This window comes from Flavobacterium sp. KACC 22758 (assembly GCF_028736135.1).
GTDB lineage: Bacteria > Bacteroidota > Bacteroidia > Flavobacteriales > Flavobacteriaceae > Flavobacterium > Flavobacterium johnsoniae.
Map to the genome: position 1 here is coordinate 686,513 of NZ_CP117878.1, position 20,128 is coordinate 706,640.

General features: G+C 34.2%; 20 protein-coding genes and 1 riboswitch. Of the genes, 7 read left to right on the forward strand and 13 right to left on the reverse strand.

What is annotated here, in order from left to right:
• Positions 1 to 59: 59 nt before the first annotated feature.
• The 5 genes from thiC to PQ462_RS03025 form a co-directional block, all read right to left on the reverse strand.
• Positions 60 to 1,883, reverse strand: a complete 1,824-nt coding sequence (gene thiC / locus PQ462_RS03005) for a phosphomethylpyrimidine synthase ThiC (protein ID WP_274252321.1) — start codon at positions 1,881 to 1,883, stop codon at positions 60 to 62.
• A gap of 159 nt (positions 1,884 to 2,042) precedes the next feature.
• Positions 2,043 to 2,249, reverse strand: coding sequence for a sulfur carrier protein ThiS (gene thiS, locus PQ462_RS03010; RefSeq protein WP_012023680.1), 207 nt, complete (start codon positions 2,247 to 2,249; stop codon positions 2,043 to 2,045).
• Between the two features lie 67 nt (positions 2,250 to 2,316).
• A riboswitch (TPP riboswitch) is annotated at positions 2,317 to 2,413 on the reverse strand.
• Between the two features lie 120 nt (positions 2,414 to 2,533).
• Positions 2,534 to 3,094 (reverse strand): DNA-3-methyladenine glycosylase I, encoded by a 561-nt coding sequence (locus PQ462_RS03015; protein WP_274252323.1) that lies wholly within the window; start codon positions 3,092 to 3,094, stop codon positions 2,534 to 2,536.
• Positions 3,095 to 3,170: 76 nt separating this feature from the next.
• The gene (locus PQ462_RS03020) at positions 3,171 to 3,602 is read right to left on the reverse strand and encodes a lipocalin family protein (RefSeq protein ID WP_274252324.1); all 432 of its coding nucleotides are present in this window, start codon (positions 3,600 to 3,602) and stop codon (positions 3,171 to 3,173) included.
• A 187-nt stretch (positions 3,603 to 3,789) separates the two neighbouring features.
• On the reverse strand, positions 3,790 to 4,449 hold the full coding sequence (locus tag PQ462_RS03025) for a queuosine precursor transporter (RefSeq protein ID WP_012023683.1): 660 nt from the start codon (positions 4,447 to 4,449) through the stop codon (positions 3,790 to 3,792).
• Positions 4,450 to 4,605: 156 nt separating this feature from the next.
• On the opposite strand from PQ462_RS03025, the gene PQ462_RS03030 reads away from it, so the two are divergent.
• A complete protein-coding gene (locus PQ462_RS03030) occupies positions 4,606 to 6,669 on the forward strand; it encodes a M3 family metallopeptidase (protein ID WP_274252325.1) in 2,064 nt (687 codons plus the stop codon).
• A gap of 60 nt (positions 6,670 to 6,729) precedes the next feature.
• Here the strand turns inward: PQ462_RS03030 and tsf are convergent, their stop codons facing one another.
• From tsf to PQ462_RS03060, 6 genes are all read right to left on the reverse strand, one after another.
• A complete protein-coding gene (tsf, locus tag PQ462_RS03035; RefSeq protein ID WP_012023685.1) occupies positions 6,730 to 7,692 on the reverse strand; it encodes a translation elongation factor Ts in 963 nt (320 codons plus the stop codon).
• 140 nt (positions 7,693 to 7,832) lie between these two features.
• Complete coding sequence (rpsB, locus tag PQ462_RS03040) at positions 7,833 to 8,597, reverse strand: 30S ribosomal protein S2 (protein WP_095927954.1); 765 nt, start codon at positions 8,595 to 8,597, stop codon at positions 7,833 to 7,835.
• A gap of 228 nt (positions 8,598 to 8,825) precedes the next feature.
• Positions 8,826 to 9,212 (reverse strand): 30S ribosomal protein S9, encoded by a 387-nt coding sequence (rpsI, locus tag PQ462_RS03045; protein WP_012023687.1) that lies wholly within the window; start codon positions 9,210 to 9,212, stop codon positions 8,826 to 8,828.
• Entirely contained in the window at positions 9,212 to 9,667 is a 456-nt protein-coding gene (rplM, locus tag PQ462_RS03050; protein WP_012023688.1) for a 50S ribosomal protein L13, read from the reverse strand. Before rplM ends, rpsI begins: the two co-directional genes overlap by 1 nt.
• Before the next feature lie 195 nt (positions 9,668 to 9,862).
• The gene (locus PQ462_RS03055) at positions 9,863 to 10,675 is read right to left on the reverse strand and encodes a ferritin-like domain-containing protein (protein WP_012023689.1); all 813 of its coding nucleotides are present in this window, start codon (positions 10,673 to 10,675) and stop codon (positions 9,863 to 9,865) included.
• A gap of 24 nt (positions 10,676 to 10,699) precedes the next feature.
• Positions 10,700 to 11,446, reverse strand: coding sequence for a ferritin-like domain-containing protein (locus PQ462_RS03060; RefSeq protein ID WP_012023690.1), 747 nt, complete (start codon positions 11,444 to 11,446; stop codon positions 10,700 to 10,702).
• A 197-nt stretch (positions 11,447 to 11,643) separates the two neighbouring features.
• Here PQ462_RS03060 and PQ462_RS03065 point away from each other — a divergent pair, with 197 nt between their 5' ends.
• Positions 11,644 to 12,669: a LacI family DNA-binding transcriptional regulator gene (locus PQ462_RS03065; RefSeq protein WP_073407919.1), complete on the forward strand. Its 1,026-nt coding sequence runs from the start codon at positions 11,644 to 11,646 to the stop codon at positions 12,667 to 12,669.
• 42 nt (positions 12,670 to 12,711) lie between these two features.
• On the opposite strand, the gene PQ462_RS03070 is transcribed toward PQ462_RS03065, so the two are convergent.
• Both PQ462_RS03070 and polA read right to left on the reverse strand, forming a co-directional pair.
• The gene (locus tag PQ462_RS03070) at positions 12,712 to 13,827 is read right to left on the reverse strand and encodes a hypothetical protein (RefSeq protein ID WP_274252326.1); all 1,116 of its coding nucleotides are present in this window, start codon (positions 13,825 to 13,827) and stop codon (positions 12,712 to 12,714) included.
• Positions 13,828 to 13,980: 153 nt separating this feature from the next.
• The gene (gene polA, locus PQ462_RS03075; RefSeq protein WP_274252327.1) at positions 13,981 to 16,830 is read right to left on the reverse strand and encodes a DNA polymerase I; all 2,850 of its coding nucleotides are present in this window, start codon (positions 16,828 to 16,830) and stop codon (positions 13,981 to 13,983) included.
• Between the two features lie 255 nt (positions 16,831 to 17,085).
• Between polA and PQ462_RS03080 the strand changes: the two genes are divergently transcribed.
• From PQ462_RS03080 to PQ462_RS03100, 5 genes are all read left to right on the forward strand, one after another.
• A complete protein-coding gene (locus PQ462_RS03080) occupies positions 17,086 to 17,283 on the forward strand; it encodes a hypothetical protein (RefSeq protein WP_274252328.1) in 198 nt (65 codons plus the stop codon).
• Positions 17,284 to 17,334: 51 nt separating this feature from the next.
• Positions 17,335 to 17,517: a hypothetical protein gene (locus PQ462_RS03085; protein WP_012023695.1), complete on the forward strand. Its 183-nt coding sequence runs from the start codon at positions 17,335 to 17,337 to the stop codon at positions 17,515 to 17,517.
• Between the two features lie 187 nt (positions 17,518 to 17,704).
• A complete protein-coding gene (locus PQ462_RS03090; protein ID WP_121362340.1) occupies positions 17,705 to 18,379 on the forward strand; it encodes a response regulator transcription factor in 675 nt (224 codons plus the stop codon).
• Positions 18,380 to 18,461: 82 nt separating this feature from the next.
• Positions 18,462 to 19,727: a sensor histidine kinase gene (locus tag PQ462_RS03095; RefSeq protein ID WP_274252329.1), complete on the forward strand. Its 1,266-nt coding sequence runs from the start codon at positions 18,462 to 18,464 to the stop codon at positions 19,725 to 19,727.
• 103 nt (positions 19,728 to 19,830) lie between these two features.
• On the forward strand, positions 19,831 to 20,013 hold the full coding sequence (locus tag PQ462_RS03100; RefSeq protein ID WP_012023698.1) for a hypothetical protein: 183 nt from the start codon (positions 19,831 to 19,833) through the stop codon (positions 20,011 to 20,013).
• Positions 20,014 to 20,128 lie beyond the last annotated feature (115 nt).

Below are 20,128 nucleotides of genomic sequence, written 5' to 3' on the forward strand. Positions count from 1 at the left end.
GTATTAAGACTTTGGAGATGTTCAATCTTAATACTTAATACTGTCATCTTAATGCATTACTAAATATAAATCTCTTTTCCCTGTTCAATAAATTCCTCTGATTTCTCCTGCATTCCTTTTTCTGCAGCAGCGACATCTCTAATTTCCTGAGATATTTTCATAGAGCAGAATTTTGGTCCGCACATCGAACAGAAATGCGCCACTTTTGCACCATCTGCCGGAAGTGTTTCATCATGAAATTCTCTTGCAGTGTCAGGATCTAAAGCTAAATTAAACTGGTCTTCCCAGCGGAATTCAAAACGCGCTTTACTCAAAGCATTATCTCGATATTGTGCTCCCGGATGACCTTTTGCCAAGTCGGCGGCATGCGCCGAAATTTTATAGGTAATCACGCCGTCTTTTACATCTTTTTTGTTGGGTAAACCAAGATGTTCTTTTGGTGTTACATAACACAACATCGCACAGCCATACCAGCCAATCATGGCAGCGCCAATTGCAGATGTAATATGATCATAACCCGGTGCAATATCTGTAGTTAATGGGCCTAAAGTATAAAATGGTGCCTCATGACAATGTTCTAATTGTTTGTCCATATTTTCTTTGATCATGTGCATCGGAACGTGTCCCGGACCTTCAATGAAAACCTGTACATCATGTTTCCAGGCAATTTTTGTCAATTCTCCTAAAGTTTCTAATTCTGCAAATTGAGCAGCGTCATTTGCATCTGCAATCGAACCCGGACGTAAACCGTCTCCCAAAGAAAAAGCAACATCATATTGTTTCATGATTTCGCAGATTTCTTCAAAATGTGTGTACAGGAAATTTTCTTTATGATGAAACAAACACCATTTTGCCATGATTGAACCGCCGCGAGAAACAATTCCAGTAACTCGATTTGCAGTTAAATGAATGTATCGAAGCAAAACTCCGGCGTGAATTGTAAAGTATGAAACGCCTTGTTCTGCTTGTTCAATCAAAGTATCACGGAAAATTTCCCAAGTTAAATCTTCGGCAATTCCTTTTACTTTTTCTAATGCCTGATAAATTGGAACGGTGCCAATTGGAACGGGTGAATTTCTTATAATCCATTCTCTGGTTTCATGAATGTTTTTTCCCGTAGATAAATCCATAATCGTATCAGCTCCCCAACGGCAAGCCCAAACGGCTTTTTCAACTTCTTCTTCAATACTCGAAGTCACAGCGCTGTTTCCGATATTGGCATTAATTTTTACAAGGAAATTGCGTCCTACAATCATAGGTTCGCTTTCTGGATGATTGATGTTATTTGGTATAATTGCTCTCCCGCAGGCAACTTCTGAGCGGACAAATTCTGGGGTAATTTTGCTTTTTGGTGTATTTGCTCCAAAACTCTGTCCGCTGTGCTGGCATTGCATCGCTTTAGTCTGCTCATTTAAAAGTTCGATACGCTGGTTTTCACGAATCGCGATATATTCCATTTCCGGCGTAATAATACCTTGTTTGGCGTAATACAATTGTGTTACGTTTGCACCTTTTTTAGCACGTTTTGGCTGGTGTAAATATTCAAATCGAAGATGATTCAGACTTTCATCTTTCAATCGGCTTTGTCCGTAATCTGATGTGATTTCACTTAAAATTTCAACATCATTTCTGTCAAGAATCCAGTTTTCGCGTAAGCGTGGCAATCCTTTTCTAATATCAATTTCTACATTTGGATCAGTATATGGTCCAGAAGTATCGTAAACGGTTACAGGTGGATTTTTTTCGATTCCTCCGTTTGAAAGTTTGGTATCGCTTAAAGTAATTTCGCGCATGGCTACTTTTATCGGATGAATTTCTCCGTCGATATAGACCTTTTTAGAGTTTGGAAATGGGGTTCTGGATATTTGTTCTTCTGTAGTCATAGGAAAAGAAGTTATGAGTTATGAGTTATGAGTTATGAGTTATGAGTTATGAGTTATGAGTTATGAGTTATGAGTTATGAGTTATGAGTTGTTGTAGCAACACCGGAGTGCGTCTACGTCAAGTTTGTAATTAGAATTTTTAAATTGGATTTTTAAAAATTAACCTCCCTGTGTAGCAGAAATAATTAAAATTTCGTCAGTTTCTTGTACAAGGAATTCGTTCCATTTGATTTTTGGAACAACGGTATTGTTTACGGCAACGGCGATTCCGTTTTGTTTGTGCGGAATTTCGAGATCGAGCAATGATTGAACGCTTAGCGATTCAGCATTGAATTTTTTGGTTTGTTGATTGATTTTTAGTTCCATTCCTTTCTGAGTTTAGTGTATAGATACACAATAGGAATGGCTGCAATAACGCACAAATATGCGTTTAAGAAGTCATCTTACTTTTCCCTACGCTAGTATGAACTAGATCAGGTTCAGAGGGTAAAATCTCAGCCTGCGTGATGCAGACACCCCTAAAGTGTGAAGCAAATGTAATGATTTTTTTTAAGTTTTCACTCGCGGTCTCAGTTTTGAGCCTTTTAATTTTTGTTTTGATTTTTTTTAAAACTTAAAAAACGACTGAAAACTGAGACTGTGACTGAAAACTATTTAACTCTGGTAAAGCAGTCCTCGATATGATCATTTACCATTCCGGTGGCCTGCATATGTGCGTAAATAACGGTTGATCCTACGAATTTAAAACCGCGTTTTTTTAGGTCTTTACTAATTGCATCCGAAATTGGTGTGGTTGCCGGAACATCTTTTAAAGTTCTGGGTTTGTTGTCGATAGGTTTTCCATCAGTAAATTTCCAAATGTAACTTGAGAAACTTCCAAATTCTTCCTGGATTTTCATAAATGCCTGGGCGTTTGTAACAGCAGATTTAATTTTAAGTTTGTTGCGGATGATTCCCGTATTCTGCATCAATTCTTCGATTTTATTATCAGAATAATTGGCAATTTTTTTATAATCAAAGTTGTCAAAAGCAGTTTTAAAGTTTTCTCTTTTATTTAAAATGGTTATCCAGCTTAAACCTGCCTGAAAGGTTTCCAGAATTAAAAACTCAAAGAGGGTAGGATCGTCATAAACTGGAGTTCCCCATTCTTCGTCATGGTATTTTTTATATAAATCACTTGCTGAACACCAGCCGCATCTTATTGGTTCCATTTTTTTATTTCAAATGTATAAAAAAACCTCAAATCAATTAAGATTTGAGGTTTTTGAATAATTTATAATCTAGTAATTAGATTTTTTTGAAAACTAAAACAGCAGAAACTGTAATTCCTGATTCGGTGTATGTTTCTTTTAATTTTAATTTGTTTCCTGTTAATTCAGCAACTTCGTATTTCTCAGTATTGTTAGTACCGTACGTTTTAGACAAACTGCTTCCGTCTTTTACCCATTTTCCTTCTTGAGTATATGCTTTACATTTGTCATCTGTAAATTCTGAATATGAATCTACAAAATTTCCATCTGCTTTAAATTCTACAACATCATTAGCACATCCTTCATTTGTAGCAGGTTGTAATATTTCCTGTCCTGCAAGAACAGCTCCTACTTCAGTAAGTTCCCACTTTCCTTCGAGTGTTCCTTCTTTATCATCATCGCTGCTGCAAGATGTTACTGCTAATCCTAAAGTTAAAACTGATACGAAAAGAATACTTAATTTTTTCATTTTGGTTGATTTTATTTGTTAAATTTTTTGGCAAAAATAGAATCTTTTTTAACAAATAAACTTTTGTTTCATAAGTTTTTTCGTGTGTTTTTAACATTTTATTATAAGTTGTTGATTTTCAATACCAGGTATTTATACCTGTTTTTCAAATGATAATCCTCTTCTTAAATAATTTCTATTATTTATATTATTTTTCTTCTTTTTCTTCGTCCAAATATCTTTTAATTAAATGATGACCTAAATAGATTGCCGGTGTGAGTAAAATGGCGATTGCTAACTTAAAAGTGTAACCAATTAATCCTGAGGAAATAAAAGTGTCGAAATCTATTTTTCCTGGAAGCCAAAATGCAATTCCAAGAACAATAAAAGAGTCAAATAATTGAGAAATTACAGTTGATCCTGTAGTCCTTAACCATATTTTTTTATGTCCTGTTCGTTTTCTAAAGAACCAAAAAACACTTACATCGATTAACTGAGAAACCATAAAAGCGATTATACTTCCAAAAATAATCCACATACTTTGACCAAAAACGGCTTCAAACTGCTGGTCATTAACTGGGCTTATTCCTTTTGCAGCCGGGATTACGATTGCCATAAATAAAATTAGAAATGCATATGCAATAAGACAGGCGGTTATAAAAGAAAGTTTTTTTACGCCCTTTTCGCCAAAATACTCATTAATTAAATCAGTTGTTAAAAATACAATTGGCCAGGGCAGAATTCCAATACTCATTACAAAAGGGCCAATCTGAATTAATTTTCCTCCTATAAGTTCTGCTACAACAGCATTTGTTATAAATATTCCTGCCAGAATTACAAAGACAATTTCTTTTCGGGTTTTAAACATGTTATTTTGGTTATGATGTTTCAAATTTAAGCTATTTCTTTAAATCATTGAAACGGATTACGCAGTTCGTTTGAAGTTTGCTTTCGATTGGTTAATTTTGAGACTCTATCTTTAATTCCTGAAAAGGAATAAGGAATTAATCAATGTACTTAAATTATGGAAAAACAACCCAATTTAAATAATCCGCTGCTTCAGGAATGGTCAGGTCCGTATGGAGGAGTGCCGGATTTTACAAAATATAAAATTTCAGATTTTAAACCGGCAATTGAATTTGCTATTCAGGAAAAGCTGGAGGAAATTGATGCAATTGCAAATAGTTCGGAAAAACCAACTTTTGAAAATACTGTTCAAGCTTTAGAACTTTCGGGCGAAAAGCTAGATCGTATTCATTCTGTTTATGGAATATACAGGTCAAATTTGAGTACTCCGGAATTTAATGCGGTAGATACAGAAATGTCGCCAAAACTGGCAGAAATCAGTGATAAATTCTATCAAAATGAAAAATTATTTTTAAGAATAGAAGAGTTATACAAATCTGAAGAAAGTAAAAAATTAACTGCTGAACAGCAGCGTCTTCTTTGGCTTTATTATACCGATTTTGTTCGTGAAGGAGCAGAGCTGAATAAGGAAGACAAAGAAAAGGTTGCGAAGATTAACCAAGAATTAGCGGGACTTTTTACGCTTTTCAGCCAAAAATTGCTGGCAGAAGAAAATGATCAGTATTTAGAATTAAATTCAGAAAGTGATTTAGAAGGTCTTCCAGAAGAATTTAAAAATGCTGCAATTGCAGAGGCAAAAGAAAGAAAGCTGAATGTTTTGGCTTGTATAGGAAATACAAGATCTTCAATCGAGCCATTTTTGACTTTTTCAAATCGAAGAAAATTAAGAGAAAAAGCTTTTGATATTTTTGTAAAACGAGGCGATAATCCGAACGAAAATAATACAAATGAAACGCTGGTATCTATTTTGAAGTTACGAGCTGAAAAAGCTAAGATATTAGGATTTAATAATTTTGCCGAATGGAGTTTGTCTAATAAAATGGCAAAAGATCCGCAGAAGACTTTAGATTTAATGAATTCTGTCTGGAAACCAGCTGTCGAGAAAGTAAAAAATGATGTTTCGGCTATGCAGAAAATGGTTGATAAAGAAGGAGGAAATTTTAAAATCCAGCCTTGGGATTATCGTTTTTATGCAGAAAAAGTGCGTAAAGCAAAATACGATTTAGATCAGAATGAAATTAAACAGTACCTGCAATTAGAAAATTTACGAGAGGGTATGTTTTGGACAGCGGGAGAGTTGTTTGATTTAGGTTTTAAACAATTATTCGATGTTCCTGTTTATCATCAAGATGTTCGTGTCTGGGAAGTAAATAATAAGAATACAGGAAAAGTAATTGGCCTATGGTATTTTGATCCTTACGCCCGTACAGGAAAACGTTCAGGAGCTTGGATGAACTCACATAGGGACCAGCAGAAAATAAAAGAAAACGTACTTCCAATAGTATCTAATAATTGCAATTTTATAAAAGGAAATGCAGATGAACCTGTTTTGATTTCGTGGGATGACGCGACGACTTTGTTTCATGAATTTGGGCATGCTTTACACGGATTATGTTCGAATGTTGCCTATCCAAGTCTTTCGGGAACTTCGGTTGCAAGAGATTATGTAGAATTCCCTTCTCAGTTATTAGAACATTGGCTGGCAACTCCGGAAGTGTTGAATAGGTTTGCACTTCATTATAAAACGAATGAACCATTGTCGCAGTCTTTGGTAGAAAGAATTGCAAAAGCGGCTAATTTTAATGAAGGTTTTGCAACTGTAGAAACAATTTCAAGTTCTTTTGTGGATATGAAACTGCATTTAACTACAGCAAAAGTAGATCCTCATCAATTTGAAAAAGATATTTTGGCAGAAATTAATATGCCTTCAGAAATTGTAATGAGACATAGAATTCCACAGTTTGCTCATATTTTTTCGAGTGATGGATATGCGGCAGGATATTACAGTTATTTATGGGCTGATGTTATAAATGCAGATGCTTATGAAGCATTTTTAGAAGGAAACGGACCTTTTGATAAACAAGTTGCAAAACGCCTTTATGATATTGTTTTAACGGCAGGAAACACAATTGATAACGAGACAATGTATGAAAATTTTAGAGGACACACTCCAAAATCAGATGCTTTAATGCGTGCAAGAAATTTTCCAGTCGAAAGTTAATTGATATAAAAAAGCCCGAATAAGTAAATATTCGGGCTTTTTAAATATTGAAATAATATATTAACCTAAAGTAACTCTTTTGAAACCTGTGATTTCAACGTTGAATCCTTTAACGTAATCACCAACTTTTTTACTGTCATCTTTGATGAAGTTTTGATCTAATAAAGCTTTTTCTTGATCTAAAGTAGTGTTGTCAGAAATGAAACGTTGAACTTTTCCTGGAAGGATTTTGTCCCAGATTTGCTCTGGTTTACCTTCAGCTTTTAATTCAGCTTTAGCATCTTCTTCAGCTTGTTTGATAACTTCAGGAGTTAATTGAGAGAAAGAGATGTATTTAGGAACATTTTTTAAAGTTTTTCCTAAACGTTTTGCTTCTTCATTATCTTTTTCGATTACAGCAATACGAGCAGCAAGTTCAGATTCAACGAAAGCTGGGTCAAAATCTTTGTAAGATAATGTGTCAGCTCCCATAGAAGCAACTTGCATAGATACGTCTTTTGTTAAAGTCTCAGCATTAGCAATTGGAGCAGAAATAGCTGTTAAAGCAGCAATTTTGTTCACGTGAACATAAGATCCAACGAAAGCACCTTCTAAAATTTCGAAACCACCGATTTCGATTTTCTCACCGATAACACCTGTTTGCTCGATTAATTTTTCAGCAACAGTAATTCCGTTGAAGTCAGAAGCTAAGAATTCTTCTTTATTAGAGAAGTTGATAGCTCTTTCAACTAAATCTTTAGCTAAAGTTACGAAAGCTTCATTTTTACCTACGAAGTCAGTTTCACAGTTTAAAGTGATGATAGCTCCTTTAGTGTTGTCTGCATTGATAAAAGAAACGGCAGCTCCTTCAGAAGACTCACGGTCAGAACGGTTAGCAGCAACTTTCTGTCCTTTTTCTCTAAGGATTTGGATAGCTTTATCGAAATCTCCTTCAGCTTCAACTAAAGCTTTTTTACAGTCCATCATTCCGGCACCTGTAGATTGTCTTAATTTATTTACGTCTGCAGCAGTAATTGTTGACATGATATTTTGAATTTTTAATGTTAAAAGTAAAAAATTCCAGCTTTTAAATCCCAAACTCCAATTTTAATAAATTATCAACATAACGTTTTTAATTTTGTATTTGGACTTTGGAATTTAAAATTTGGAATTTAAAATTTGATTTATTCTTCAGTTGCAGGAGCAGCTTCAGCTTCAACAGCAGGAGCTTCTTCAGCAGCTTCAACTTCTTTTTCTGCACCTCTGTCTGAAAGACCTTCGATTACAGCAGTAGTTACTAAAGATAAAATTTTGTCAATTGATTTAGAAGCGTCATCATTTGCAGGAATCACGTAATCAACCTCTCTTGGGTCAGAATTCGTATCAACCATTGCGAAAACTGGAATGTTTAATTTTTGAGCTTCTTTTATTGCGATGTGTTCAGCTTTGATATCTACTACGAACAATGCTGCAGGTAGTCTAGACATATCAGCAATTGAACCTAAGTTTTTCTCTAATTTAGCACGTAGACGATCAACTTGTAAACGCTCTTTTTTAGATAAAGTGTTGAAAGTACCATCTTTCTTCATTTTATCGATAGAAGACATTTTTTTAACTGCCTTTCTGATAGTTACGAAGTTAGTCAACATACCACCTGGCCATCTTTCAGTGATGTAAGGCATGTTTGCAGCTTTTGCTTTATCAGCAACGATGTCTTTTGCTTGTTTTTTGGTAGCTACGAATAAGATTTTTCTACCTGATGCAGCGATTTTTTTCAAAGCTTCGTTAGCTTCTTCAATTTTAGCTGCAGTTTTATATAGATTGATAATGTGAATACCATTACGCTCCATATAAATGTAAGGAGCCATGTTTGGATCCCATTTTCTAGTCATGTGTCCGAAGTGAACACCTGCTTCTAGTAATTCTTTTACTTCTATTTTGTTTGCCATTTTTGTACTAGTTTACGTTCTGTTGATTAGCAATGTGTTTTGGCTTTAGGCACTAAGCTTTAAGCTTTAGGCTTCAAACATTTGACTTTAAGACTTTCGACTTTAAGACTCAACCCATTTAGATGCTAAACTATATCCTACCTCGATAGGAGAGCAACAATAACTGTGTTTTTTAATTTCAATAAATAATTGATAATGTCTTGTCCCATCTGAACAAGACAGGTAATATTAACGTTTAGAGAATTGGAATCTCTTACGAGCTTTCTTTTGACCGAATTTCTTACGTTCCACCATTCTAGGGTCTCTTGTTAATAAACCTTCTGGTTTAAGGATTCCTCTGTTTTCAGCGTTAACTTCACACATTACGCGTGCTAATGCCATTCTTACAGCTTCTGCCTGACCAGTTGTACCACCTCCGTAAACGTTTACTTTTACGTCAAAGTTGTTTACATTTTCTGTCATAGACAATGGTTGTAAAACTTTGTACTGTAAAGTTGCAGTTGGAAAGTAAGTTGCGAATTCTTTTTTGTTTACAGTGATGTTTCCAGTTCCTTCAGAAACGTATACACGTGCAACAGCGGTTTTTCTTCTACCGATTTTGTGAATAACTCCCATTACTTAAGATCATTTAGGTTAACAGTTCTAGGTTTTTGAGCTCCGTGAGTGTGCTCAGATCCTACAACAACATTTAGATTTCTAAAAAGTTCAGCTCCTAATTTGTTTTTAGGTAACATACCTTTTACAGCTTTTTCTACTAATAATGCAGGGTTTTTAGATTGCAATACTTTAGCAGTTAAAGTTCTTTGTCCTCCTGGGTAACCTGTATGACGCATGTAAATTTTGTCATTCAATTTTGTACCTGTAAGGTTAATTTTTTCTGAGTTGATAACAATTACGTTATCTCCACAGTCAACGTGCGGTGTGTAACTTGGTTTGTACTTACCTCTTAAGATCATTGCAACCTTTGAAGCAAGACGTCCTAAGTTATGACCTTCAGCATCAACAACGATCCACTCTTTAGTTACAGTGGCTTTGCTTGCTGAAATTGTCTTGTAGCTTAATGCGTCCATAATATTATTTTAATTAAACATTCCATCCCCAATAAAGGGGATGCAAAAGTACAATTAATTATTTTAAAACCAAATACCTGAAAAGAATATTTTATATCCTGAAAATCAGGGGTTCAGTTTTTTATTTAAAACTATAAAAAAAGCACCTCTGCATTTTGCTGCAAAGGTGCTCTATTATTTTGAATTATTTTTTAGTTACACTATAAATATATTAGCGATATCAACTACTTGTTGTGTTGTAAGCGGCTCATCATAAGCTTCTGATCCTGCGGCAGCACCAAATGCTGTCGAAGTATTGAACCCTGCCTGTATCGTAACGCCTTCGCCGTCGTATACTGCTTGTGTCGCAGCCGGCATCCCTGCACCTCTTTCAGCATTAGAAATCCAGCCTTTCAGTCCGCGCAGACGTCTCACTTCTGAAGCGTGGCGTGCTTCTACAGAATGAATTTGTAATGCCGCTGTCAGTAAATCTGGAGTAGACATTAAATTTGCTGCCTGACCTTTATACGCTCTAACACCTGTATCTTCAAAAGCTTGTGCTAATGCCAAAAAGGTTGGATAGTCTCCAAAAGGGTCAAATGCACCGCCAACAGTAAAGTCAAAAGTGGGTTTTGGAACAAAGTTAGCGCTCATACTGCCGCCTAATCCTGCGATTAAAAAAGATACGTGGTCTGATTCGTGAGCTGCTATCTGCTGAAAAACTTTTAAATCGCGTCCGCCATTTTCAGAAGCAGGAATTACTCCAGAATCTAATGCCATTGCATAAAATTCATTTTCAAGGTATTCTAAGGTCAGCGCAAACTGCAAAGCGCCAATAGGTGTTGCAGGTGTTGCTGTGATATCTTTTGCAAATGCTTTACCGGTTAAGGCTGATAAACCAAAAGGTATGGATGCCAAGGCCAGGTTTTTTCCAATATTTCCAAACTGAGTAAAACTGTCTCTTCTTGAACCAGTACTTTTCATTAAGTTGTCATCAGTAAAGGTTTCTATAAATTTTAAAATATTCATAATTTCTAATTTTTAGCTGGTTAATTAAGGTAAATATTTGGCCGTGAATTTTGTTGTAATAAATCCTGCTGCAACTGGTAGAATTTTAGAAGGATCCTTCGCAGCATCTAATCCGGTAGAGGCGCTTACAATATCATCGCCTGCAAAATCTTTTGAATTTGGATTGATTAAGCTTCGAATTGCAGCAGCATGTCTAGCTTCTACAGAAACAATTTTTCCTGCTAATAATAAATAATCAGCGGTTTTAATAAGTCGGCCGGCACCATTATAAGCGGCAACACCAGTATCTTCTAAAGCTTTTGCAGTAGCTAAAACTTCGGTACGGCTGTTAAAATTCAAAGAACCATAACTAAAGGCTAAAGAAGGAAGTAATTGAGAACTTGGATCTGGAAGTGCTCCGGTTAAAGCAGCTTTAAAAAAATCCCTGTGAATTACTTCATGGTGATATAAATCAGTTAGAACTTGACGTTCAGTATCATTAAATACAGTATTAAAGTTTGAGGCGTTTACAACTTTAGTGTAAAAATCTGCTTCTAACTGCTCTAAAGCATAAGCATAAGTAAGAACACCAAAGTCTCCTGAGCCCAGGTCAAAAACACCATTTCTGACTCCCGGCAAGGAAGTATCCTCCATATTGTCTTCATTATCATTGTCGCTGCAACCAGCTAAAACCAAACCTGCGGTAACTAATGTTAGTCCACTGAGCTTAAGAAAGCTCCTTCTGCTATCCAGGGAAGGGTTGACCTCCTGAATTTTAACTTCGTTTTTCATAATCTAGGTTTTTTATTAAGGTTAATAACATTGTATTAAGGTTATTAACGAAATTTTAGGAGATGCGGTTTCAGAAAAATCATTCTTTTTTAGAATTATTTCGAATAGGTGGCATAATTTCAAATACTGGTGGTTGTTTTTTGTTTTATTTTCGGTAATTCTACTATATTTGTATTAATTACATAAACTTTTATTAGATGAAAGCTAAAGCAACTCTAAAACAAATTGCGAAGGAACTAGGTGTTTCTGTGTCAACGGTGTCTAAAGCACTAAACGACAGTCCGGAAATTAGTGAGCAGACGAAGGTGAAGATTAAGGAGTATGCCAAACTCAAAAATTATAAGCCGAATGTTATTGGTCTGAATTTAAAGAATCGTAAAACCAAAACCATTGGTGTAATTATACCTAATATATTGAACTCTTTTTTCGCAAAAGTTTTTAGCGGAATCGAAAAAGTAGCCGATAAAAAAGGATATAATGTAATTACATGTATTTCTAATGAATCTTTGGAAAAAGAAATTCATACGCTTGAAATGCTGAGCAACGGAACTATCGACGGATTTATTCTTTCGGTTTCTGAAGAAGCTCAAAAACTGCAAGATTATAATCATTTCTCTGAAATAATAAATGACGGAACACCAATTGTAATGTTTGATCGTATTGCTGATGAAGTAGACTGCGATAAAGTTGTAGTAGACGATTTTGACTCAGCTTTAAATTCAACACAGCATTTAATTAATTTAGGATGCAAAAATATTGCTTTAATTTCTTCCGTAGATAATTTAAGTGTTGGAAAACTTAGAGCTGATGGTTATTTAAAAGCTTTAAAAGACAATAATATTCCGGTTAACGAAAAAATTATTCTTCGTACTGATTCTGAAGATGATATGAAAGCTAAAATTGATTCTATTTTTGATCATAAAATCGACGGAATTTTTGCTTTGGACGAAAATGATTCAGTTGCGGCTTTAAGAGTAAGTTTGAAAAAAGGATATAGAGTGCCGGAAGATATTTCTATAATTGGTTTTGCAGACGGAATTCTGGCTTCAAGACGTTTATCGCCAAGTTTAACAACTGTAAGCCAGCACGGAATTGAAATTGGAGAAGTTGCAGCAAAAAGACTAATCCAAAGACTGGAAGAACCGGAAGGCGAAACTTCTGATTACGAAACGATCGTTATCAAAACAAAATTGAAAGAAAGAGAATCTACAAGAAAAGTATAAATAAAGAAAAACCCATCAGCAGAAACTGGTGGGTTTTTTATTTTATAGTGAATAAGGAAATTCAGGATTTTTATACTTTTTTAATTTTTCAAAAGGAACTAAGAAAGATTCTTCGCAGGCTCTCGCTGCTCTGTAAAAAGTAGGAGTGAACTCAATTCCTTTTTCGGTATAACTCCAGGAAGGGAAATTCCAATATTCTTCATCAGTATAATCACATGGTTCGTCATCAACATTTTTTGGTTTTTCAAAATGCTCTTGAGAGTTAATTACAGCAAGTAATTTTGGTGCAAAATAATCAGTTCTGTATTTAGAAAAAGCGTCAAAATTATTCTCTTTATCACCAGTTACACTTTTATCAAAAGCAAGAATATCATCAATTTCATATTGTTTTCCATTATTTAAATCAATCAGATAACCGCTTCCTCCAAAATCAGGATGAGCGCCTCCGCAGTAATACGATGCGAATATTTCGAAACCTAATAAATTTGTGTTTAAAAAGTTTATAGTTGCAGTGCTTTCAATTCCCTGACCATTGCTGTATTCAAAGCTCGAAGAGCAGTTAAGCTGGTTTAATGTATTTTGAATGTGTATCTGCTCTAAAATAGGATTAATTACAGTTTTGTTTTTCTCCGAAAAATCAGCTCCTAATCTAAAGAAATCAGAATCGCAGTGTTTTTCAGAATACCATACAATTTCTTTGTTGTTGTAAAGTGTGGTTTTCTGTTTTTTAAATTCAAGAAATTTATATTTCACCAGATTTAAACGTTCATCATCAAATCTAATTTTGATATTCGATTTGTAATTCTCAAAATTTACAGGTTCAAGGTGAACAGCTAATTGTTTTTCTTTGGCATCATACCAAAAACCCTCGAAATTATTACCTGATTTTTTCAGATAAAATTTTTCAGTTACAACATCGCCGGGCTTAAAATAAAAAGTATAATTATTGTCTTTTAGTTTTGCTTCCAGTTTAATGTCTTTTAATGAATTCTTGTAGAAATAAACTGCGGTTAGATTCGTTTCTTTATCTGATTTATAAACCTGAATAGTCATAAAGATGGTGCTTTTTCCTAAAGTTCCTTCCAGATAATAAATTTTGTCCTGACAAAATGCAATTGTTGAATAGAGTATAAATAGGTAGAAAAAACATTTTTTCATTTTACTATAATATTTAATTTTTTTAGAGCTTTTAGTTGAAGCAACAGATGCAAGAAAAGTAAAAATTCTTACACTTTAAAATGTTTTGACTTTTTTATTATTAAAAAAAGCCATTCGATAGGAATGGCTTTTAGAATATGAATAGTGATTTTTTTAGTGGGCTTCTAACCAGTCTTTACCTAATCCAAGTTCAACCTCTAAAGGAACAGACATTTTAAATGCATTTTCCATTTCGTGTTTAATCATTGGCTGGATTTTTTCGAGTTCATCATTGTGAACATCGAACACAAGCTCATCATGCACCTGAAGCAGCATCTTCGATTTCCAATTTTCGTCGCGAAGTTTTTTATGAATATTGATCATCGCAATTTTAATTACATCAGCAGCACTTCCCTGAATTGGAGCATTTACAGCATTTCTTTCGGCAGCGCTTCTTACGACAGCATTCGCAGAATTAATATCTTTTAAATAACGACGACGTCCTAAAATGGTTTGTACGTAACCTTTTTCACGAGCAAAATCAACTTGTTCTGAGATATAAGATTTAAGACGCGGATATGTTTTGTAATAAGCATCGATCAAAGCTGCACTTTCGCTTCTTGAAAGTGAAGTCTGATTACTTAATCCGAAAGCAGAAACACCGTAGATAATTCCAAAGTTTACGGTTTTAGCATTACTTCTTTGCTCGCGTGAAACTTCTTCTAAAGCCACATCAAAAACTTTTGCAGCAGTAGCTCGGTGAATATCTTCTCCGTTTTGGAAAGCTGCGATCATATTTTCTTCACCGCTTAAAGCTGCAATGATTCGCAATTCGATTTGAGAGTAATCGGCAGAAATTAAAGTATAATTTTCATCGCGGGCTACAAAAGCTTTACGAATCTGACGCCCTCTTTCGGTACGAATTGGAATGTTTTGCAGGTTTGGATTATTAGAACTCAAACGTCCTGTTGCGGCAACCGTCTGCATATAATCAGTATGAACACGTAAAGTCTTTTTGTCAACCTGTTCTGGTAGAGCTAAAATATAAGTGCTTTGCAGTTTTACCATTTGACGCCAATCCAGAATTTGTTTTACGATTGGATTATCGTTGGCTAAATAAGTCAAAACTTCTTCTCCGGTTGCATATTGACCGGTTTTGGTTTTCTTTTGTTTTGCGCCGCCAATTTTAAGTTTATCAAATAAAATGTCTCCTAATTGTTTTGGAGAAGCCAGATTGAATTTCTCGCCGGCAGTTTTATATATCTGTTCTTCTAAAGATTTGATCTCAACATCCATCTCTTTAGACATTTGTTTTAAGAACTCAACATCCAGACGAATTCCTTCTGTTTCCATGTCGGCTAAAACGCTTACTAATGGAATTTCGATTTCGTCAAACAGCTTTTTGGTTTCGGTTTTGTCTAATTCGGCTGTAAAGATTTCTTTTAATTGTAAAGTTACATCGGCATCTTCTGCGGCGTATTCTTTAATATCTTCTAAAGGAACATCGCGCATAGAAAGCTGATTTTTTCCTTTTTTACCAATTAAAGTTTCAATAGATTTTGGAGAATATTTCAAATACGTTTCGGCTAAAATATCCATATTATGACGCATATCCGGATTAATCAGATAATGTGCGATCATCGTGTCAAAAAGTTTTCCTTTTACAGTAACACCGTAATTAGAAAGGATTTTTAAATCGTATTTTAAATTTTGACCAATTTTCTCAATGTTTTCATTTTCAAAAAATGGAACAAACTTGTCAATCAAAGCTTTTGCTTCTTCCTGGCTTTCCGGAAACGGAACATAAAATGCTTTTCCTTTTTCGTAAGAGAAAGACATTCCCACAAGTTCTGCATGCAAAGCATCGATTCCTGTAGTTTCGGTATCAAAACAAACTGAAGTTTGTTTTTGTAAATTTTGTAAAAGCAATTTAATTCCTAAATCGCCCTGAACGGTCTGATAAGAATGTTCAGTATTCTCTAAAGTATTGTAAAATGAATTTCTTGCAGCTTCGGCACTTTCATCAAGAGTGGTGCCGCCTCCGCCAAAAAGATCAAATTGGTCTTCATTCTTTGGCTGTGGTTTTTTGTATAATTTAGCATCCTGAGCCGGAGTTGAACCTGATTCATTTCCTGCGCCAACTTTAAACAAATTATCAAATTGTTCTGCCATTCTTCTGAATTCCAATTCCTGAAAAATAGCATCGGTTTTTTCGATATCCGGACGAGAAAGTTCGTAATCATCTTCATTAAAAACGACATCGCAGTCACACATAATAGCCGCTAGTTTTTTAGATAAAATACCTTTGTCTTTATTGGCTTCGATGTTTTCTTTCATTTTACCTTTCAGCTTATCAGTGTTAGCCAAAAGATTTTCCATTGAACCAAATTCTTTCAGGAATTTTTTAGCCGTTACTTCACCAACTCCAGGTAATCCCGGAATATTATCTACGGCGTCACCCATCATTCCAAGAAAATCGATAACCTGCTCTGGTCTTTCGACTTCAAACTTTGCTAAAACCTCTGGAACTCCCCAAATTTCGATTCCATTACCCATTCGGGCAGGTTTGTACATAAATATATTTTCAGAAACCAATTGTGCAAAATCCTTATCAGGTGTTACCATGTACACCTTATAGTTTTGTTTTTCGGCTTGTTTGGCAATTGTACCAATTAAATCATCAGCTTCACAGCCTGCAAGTTCAATAATTGGAATATGCATGGCTTTTAATAATTCCTGAATATAAGGAACAGCAATTTTAATAGCTTCGGGAGTTTCGTCGCGGTTAGCTTTATATTCGGCAAACATTTCTGTTCTTGCGTGGCTTCCTTCTTTATCAAAAGCAACGGCTAAATGATCTGGTTTTTCTCTTTTAATAACATCTAAAAGTGAGTTCATAAAACCCATAATTGCAGATGTATCCATCCCTTTTGAGTTGATTCTCGGGTTTTTTATAAATGCATAATAACCGCGAAAAATTAATGCATAAGCATCTAGAAGAAAAAGGCGTTTTTGAGTTGACATATTAAAAATATTAGTCTGTAAAAATAAACAATTGGGTTTTAAAAAACGATTCGGTTTCTGAAAATATATTTTTTGAGCGGTATAACCTATATAGGCTCATTTTAGTAAAAGTGCGTCCTGCAGTGATGAACAGTAAGCAAAGCGTTAATATCAAGTTAAAATTTTTTATTCAGGGATTTCTTCATTTTTTCTTCATGTTGCGAAGGTAATTTTGAACTGTAAAATAAAAGGTATTTAATTTAAATCTTAGAAATCATGAGAAATTTATTGATGGTATTAGCGGCAGTTTTAGGAACAAGTGCAATGGTTCATGCGTTTCCAGCAAAAGATGGTAAAACAGTTCCTGCAAAAGAAGTAAAAGCAACAAAACACCCAAAAAATAAATCTGATAAAAAAGCAAAATCAGAAAAAAGTGAAGCTCCAAAACCTGAAACGACAAAAGTAAAAAAATAAACAAACAAAAAAATTAGAATAAAAAGTAATTAATTTAAAAATTAAAAAGTCATGAAAAATTTATTTATTGTATTAGCAGCAGTTCTAGGAACAAGTGTAATGGTTAGTGCTCAAACAACTCCAGCTCAGACAGCGCCGGCAAAAGAAGTAAAAGCTACAAAACACCATCACAAAGGAAATAAAAAAGCAAAAGCTGAAACTCCAAAAGAAGAAACAGCAGCTGTGAAAAAGTAAGAATTATTCTCGTTTTGTTTTCGAAACATTGTAACGAGGGCAAAACAGGAATAATGATTATGATGAATGCGATTGAAGAAGCTGATAAAGAAATTTGTCAGCTTTTTTTATTCGTTAATTTTTTAATAATGTGCAGCCGGACTTTTGATAATTGATTAATTTTAGTTGCGCATAAATGTCTTGTTTTATGAATGTTTTAATTGTAGAAGATAATAAAGAACTTGCTGTTGAAGTTTACGACTTTCTGTGCAAAGCAGGTTATATCTGTAAAATTGCGAATAATTGTGCCGATGCTCTCGAAGAATTTGGAAGCAATGATTATGATGCTATGCTGCTTGATCTTGGTTTGCCGGACGGAGATGGTTTTGAGGTTTTGCAGACCATTCGAAAAACAAAATCAAAAATTGCAGTAATTGTACTTACTGCCCGCGGTGAACTAGATGATAGAATTAATGGGCTTCATCTGGGAGCTGATGATTATTTAACGAAACCTTTTGCTTTGACAGAATTGGCAGCCAGATTGTTTGCCGTAATCCGACGAATTCATGGTTTTACTTTAAATAACTTAAGTATTCACGGTTTTTTGCTGCAGCTTCAGGATTATAAAGTGAGTTTTAATGAAGTGCCTTTGAGTTTAACAAAAAAGGAATTTGATATTTTTCAATATTTGGTTTTGAATAAAAACAGAGTAATTACAAGACTGCAATTAACAGAACATATTTGGGGAGACATTCTGGAAATAAATTCAGATTCTAATTTTATAGATGTTCATGTTCGAAATCTTCGAAAAAAATTAGACAAACACACTTCAATAGATTGGTTTGAAACGGTTCGAAATGTGGGTTATCGTATTAATGAATAAATAGATTTTCGTGAAGATAAAACATCAATTAGCCATTTTTAATGCACTAACAAGGTTGTTGGTAATTTTGATTTTGTGGCTCATGCTTCCTATTTTGGTTGAAAATGTGGTTTACAGACATATCAATAATGGGTTAATTGAAAAAAAGAAGAAATTCATCGATCATTTAAATCAGCAGGAAATTAATGATTTTATTGAAAATGAAGATGATTCAACTGAAACCTATTCCCAGTTTTCTACACTTCATAACGAATTTTTGGTACTTTCGAGAGCGCCGTTTAAGCCACATCAAAAAAGAACAAGTTTTAGTAACGAATACCGGATTATTGAAGGCGAAGAAAATGAATACCGAATTCTGCAGCATCATTTTAGTTACGAAAATCAAGATTATCAGTTAGAAATTGGAAGCAGTTTAAGCGAAGTAAAAGACTTAACTTTTATTATTAAACTGTTTATAATTGTTGTTTTGGTTGTTATTCTTTTTGTGACATTTCTGGCAGATACTTTTTATATCGAATATTTACTGAAACCTTTCTATAAAATTATTGATACTAAAATAAGGCGAGTCAATGAACCCGAAGTTTTTGACCATACGCCCATAAATGCAAAATCGAGGGATTTTAGAGAATTAGATTTGGTTTTAAATCAAATGATGGATCGTATTGCAGAGCTTTTCAAAAAAGAAAAACAATTTATTTCGAATGTTTCTCACGAACTTTTAACGCCAATTGCTTTATTAAAAAACAAGCTGGAAAATTTATTGCAAAATGACTCTTTAGATGATAATGCAGTTGATAAAATTGCGGGTTCGTTGAAGACGTTAGATATGCTGAAAAAAATCATCAATAATTTATTGCTGATTTCCAGAATCGAAAACAATCAATATGCAGCTAATGAACATATCAGTTTTCAGGAAATAATAAAAGATCTGCAGGAAGATCTTCAGGATCGTATTGATGATAAAGAAATTCAGTTTATTAATAAAGCAGAACATGATTTTGCCTTTACGGGAAATAAAACCTTAATTCATATTCTAATTTATAATTTGGTTACAAATGCCATTAAGTATAATAAATCTAAGGGAAGCATTATTGTAACTGACGGATTTTTGAACCATCACTATTTTATTTCAATAACAGATTCTGGAATTGGTTTAAATGAATCTCAAATCGAAAATATCTTTAACCGATTTGCAAGAGTAAGTTCTGATCAGGAAGGACAGGGCTTAGGACTTGCTATTGCTAAAAGCATTGCCGTTTTTCATCATATTGAAATAAAAGTTACGTCTGTTTTGGACGAAGGAACAGTTTTTACATTATTGTTTCCGGAAGAACCAAAACACAATTAAAAGTTAATTTTTTCAGATTGGTTCGATCTTCATTTTGTCTTCATTTACTGGTTATATCTTTGAGGTATAAATAATGAAATAATAATCAAATAAATCTACAATCATGAAAAAATTAATTTTATTAGCAGTAGCAGTTTTAGGAACAACAGCAATGGTAAACGCTCAAACAGCTCCAGTAAAAGAAACTCCGGCAAAAGAAGCAAAAGCTGCTAAGAAAGAGAAAAAAGCAGATAAAAAAGCTAAAAAAGCAGAAGCTAAGCCAGAAGCGGCAAAAGCTCAAAAATAATACAACAAGGCTTGTTGTAGAATAAAGGTTTTGAATAATTTGGTCGCAAAAGCTGATAGAGAAATCTATCGGCTTTTGCTATTATTTGAGTTAAATTTTTGATAATAAAAAGCAA

Bases quoted from the DNA above. Each gene is read 5' to 3' on its own strand.
- thiC (WP_274252321.1), bottom strand. From the start codon at position 1,883: ATGACTACAGAAGAACAAATATCCAGAACCCCATTTCCAAACTCTAAA.
- thiS (WP_012023680.1), bottom strand. From the start codon at position 2,249: ATGGAACTAAAAATCAATCAACAAACCAAAAAATTCAATGCTGAATCG.
- PQ462_RS03015 (WP_274252323.1), bottom strand. From the start codon at position 3,094: ATGGAACCAATAAGATGCGGCTGGTGTTCAGCAAGTGATTTATATAAA.
- PQ462_RS03020 (WP_274252324.1), bottom strand. From the start codon at position 3,602: ATGAAAAAATTAAGTATTCTTTTCGTATCAGTTTTAACTTTAGGATTA.
- PQ462_RS03025 (WP_012023683.1), bottom strand. From the start codon at position 4,449: ATGTTTAAAACCCGAAAAGAAATTGTCTTTGTAATTCTGGCAGGAATA.
- PQ462_RS03030 (WP_274252325.1), top strand. From the start codon at position 4,606: ATGGAAAAACAACCCAATTTAAATAATCCGCTGCTTCAGGAATGGTCA.
- tsf (WP_012023685.1), bottom strand. From the start codon at position 7,692: ATGTCAACAATTACTGCTGCAGACGTAAATAAATTAAGACAATCTACA.
- rpsB (WP_095927954.1), bottom strand. From the start codon at position 8,597: ATGGCAAACAAAATAGAAGTAAAAGAATTACTAGAAGCAGGTGTTCAC.
- rpsI (WP_012023687.1), bottom strand. From the start codon at position 9,212: ATGGGAGTTATTCACAAAATCGGTAGAAGAAAAACCGCTGTTGCACGT.
- rplM (WP_012023688.1), bottom strand. From the start codon at position 9,667: ATGGACGCATTAAGCTACAAGACAATTTCAGCAAGCAAAGCCACTGTA.
- PQ462_RS03055 (WP_012023689.1), bottom strand. From the start codon at position 10,675: ATGAATATTTTAAAATTTATAGAAACCTTTACTGATGACAACTTAATG.
- PQ462_RS03060 (WP_012023690.1), bottom strand. From the start codon at position 11,446: ATGAAAAACGAAGTTAAAATTCAGGAGGTCAACCCTTCCCTGGATAGC.
- PQ462_RS03065 (WP_073407919.1), top strand. From the start codon at position 11,644: ATGAAAGCTAAAGCAACTCTAAAACAAATTGCGAAGGAACTAGGTGTT.
- PQ462_RS03070 (WP_274252326.1), bottom strand. From the start codon at position 13,827: ATGAAAAAATGTTTTTTCTACCTATTTATACTCTATTCAACAATTGCA.
- polA (WP_274252327.1), bottom strand. From the start codon at position 16,830: ATGTCAACTCAAAAACGCCTTTTTCTTCTAGATGCTTATGCATTAATT.
- PQ462_RS03080 (WP_274252328.1), top strand. From the start codon at position 17,086: ATGAGAAATTTATTGATGGTATTAGCGGCAGTTTTAGGAACAAGTGCA.
- PQ462_RS03085 (WP_012023695.1), top strand. From the start codon at position 17,335: ATGAAAAATTTATTTATTGTATTAGCAGCAGTTCTAGGAACAAGTGTA.
- PQ462_RS03090 (WP_121362340.1), top strand. From the start codon at position 17,705: ATGAATGTTTTAATTGTAGAAGATAATAAAGAACTTGCTGTTGAAGTT.
- PQ462_RS03095 (WP_274252329.1), top strand. From the start codon at position 18,462: ATGCTTCCTATTTTGGTTGAAAATGTGGTTTACAGACATATCAATAAT.
- PQ462_RS03100 (WP_012023698.1), top strand. From the start codon at position 19,831: ATGAAAAAATTAATTTTATTAGCAGTAGCAGTTTTAGGAACAACAGCA.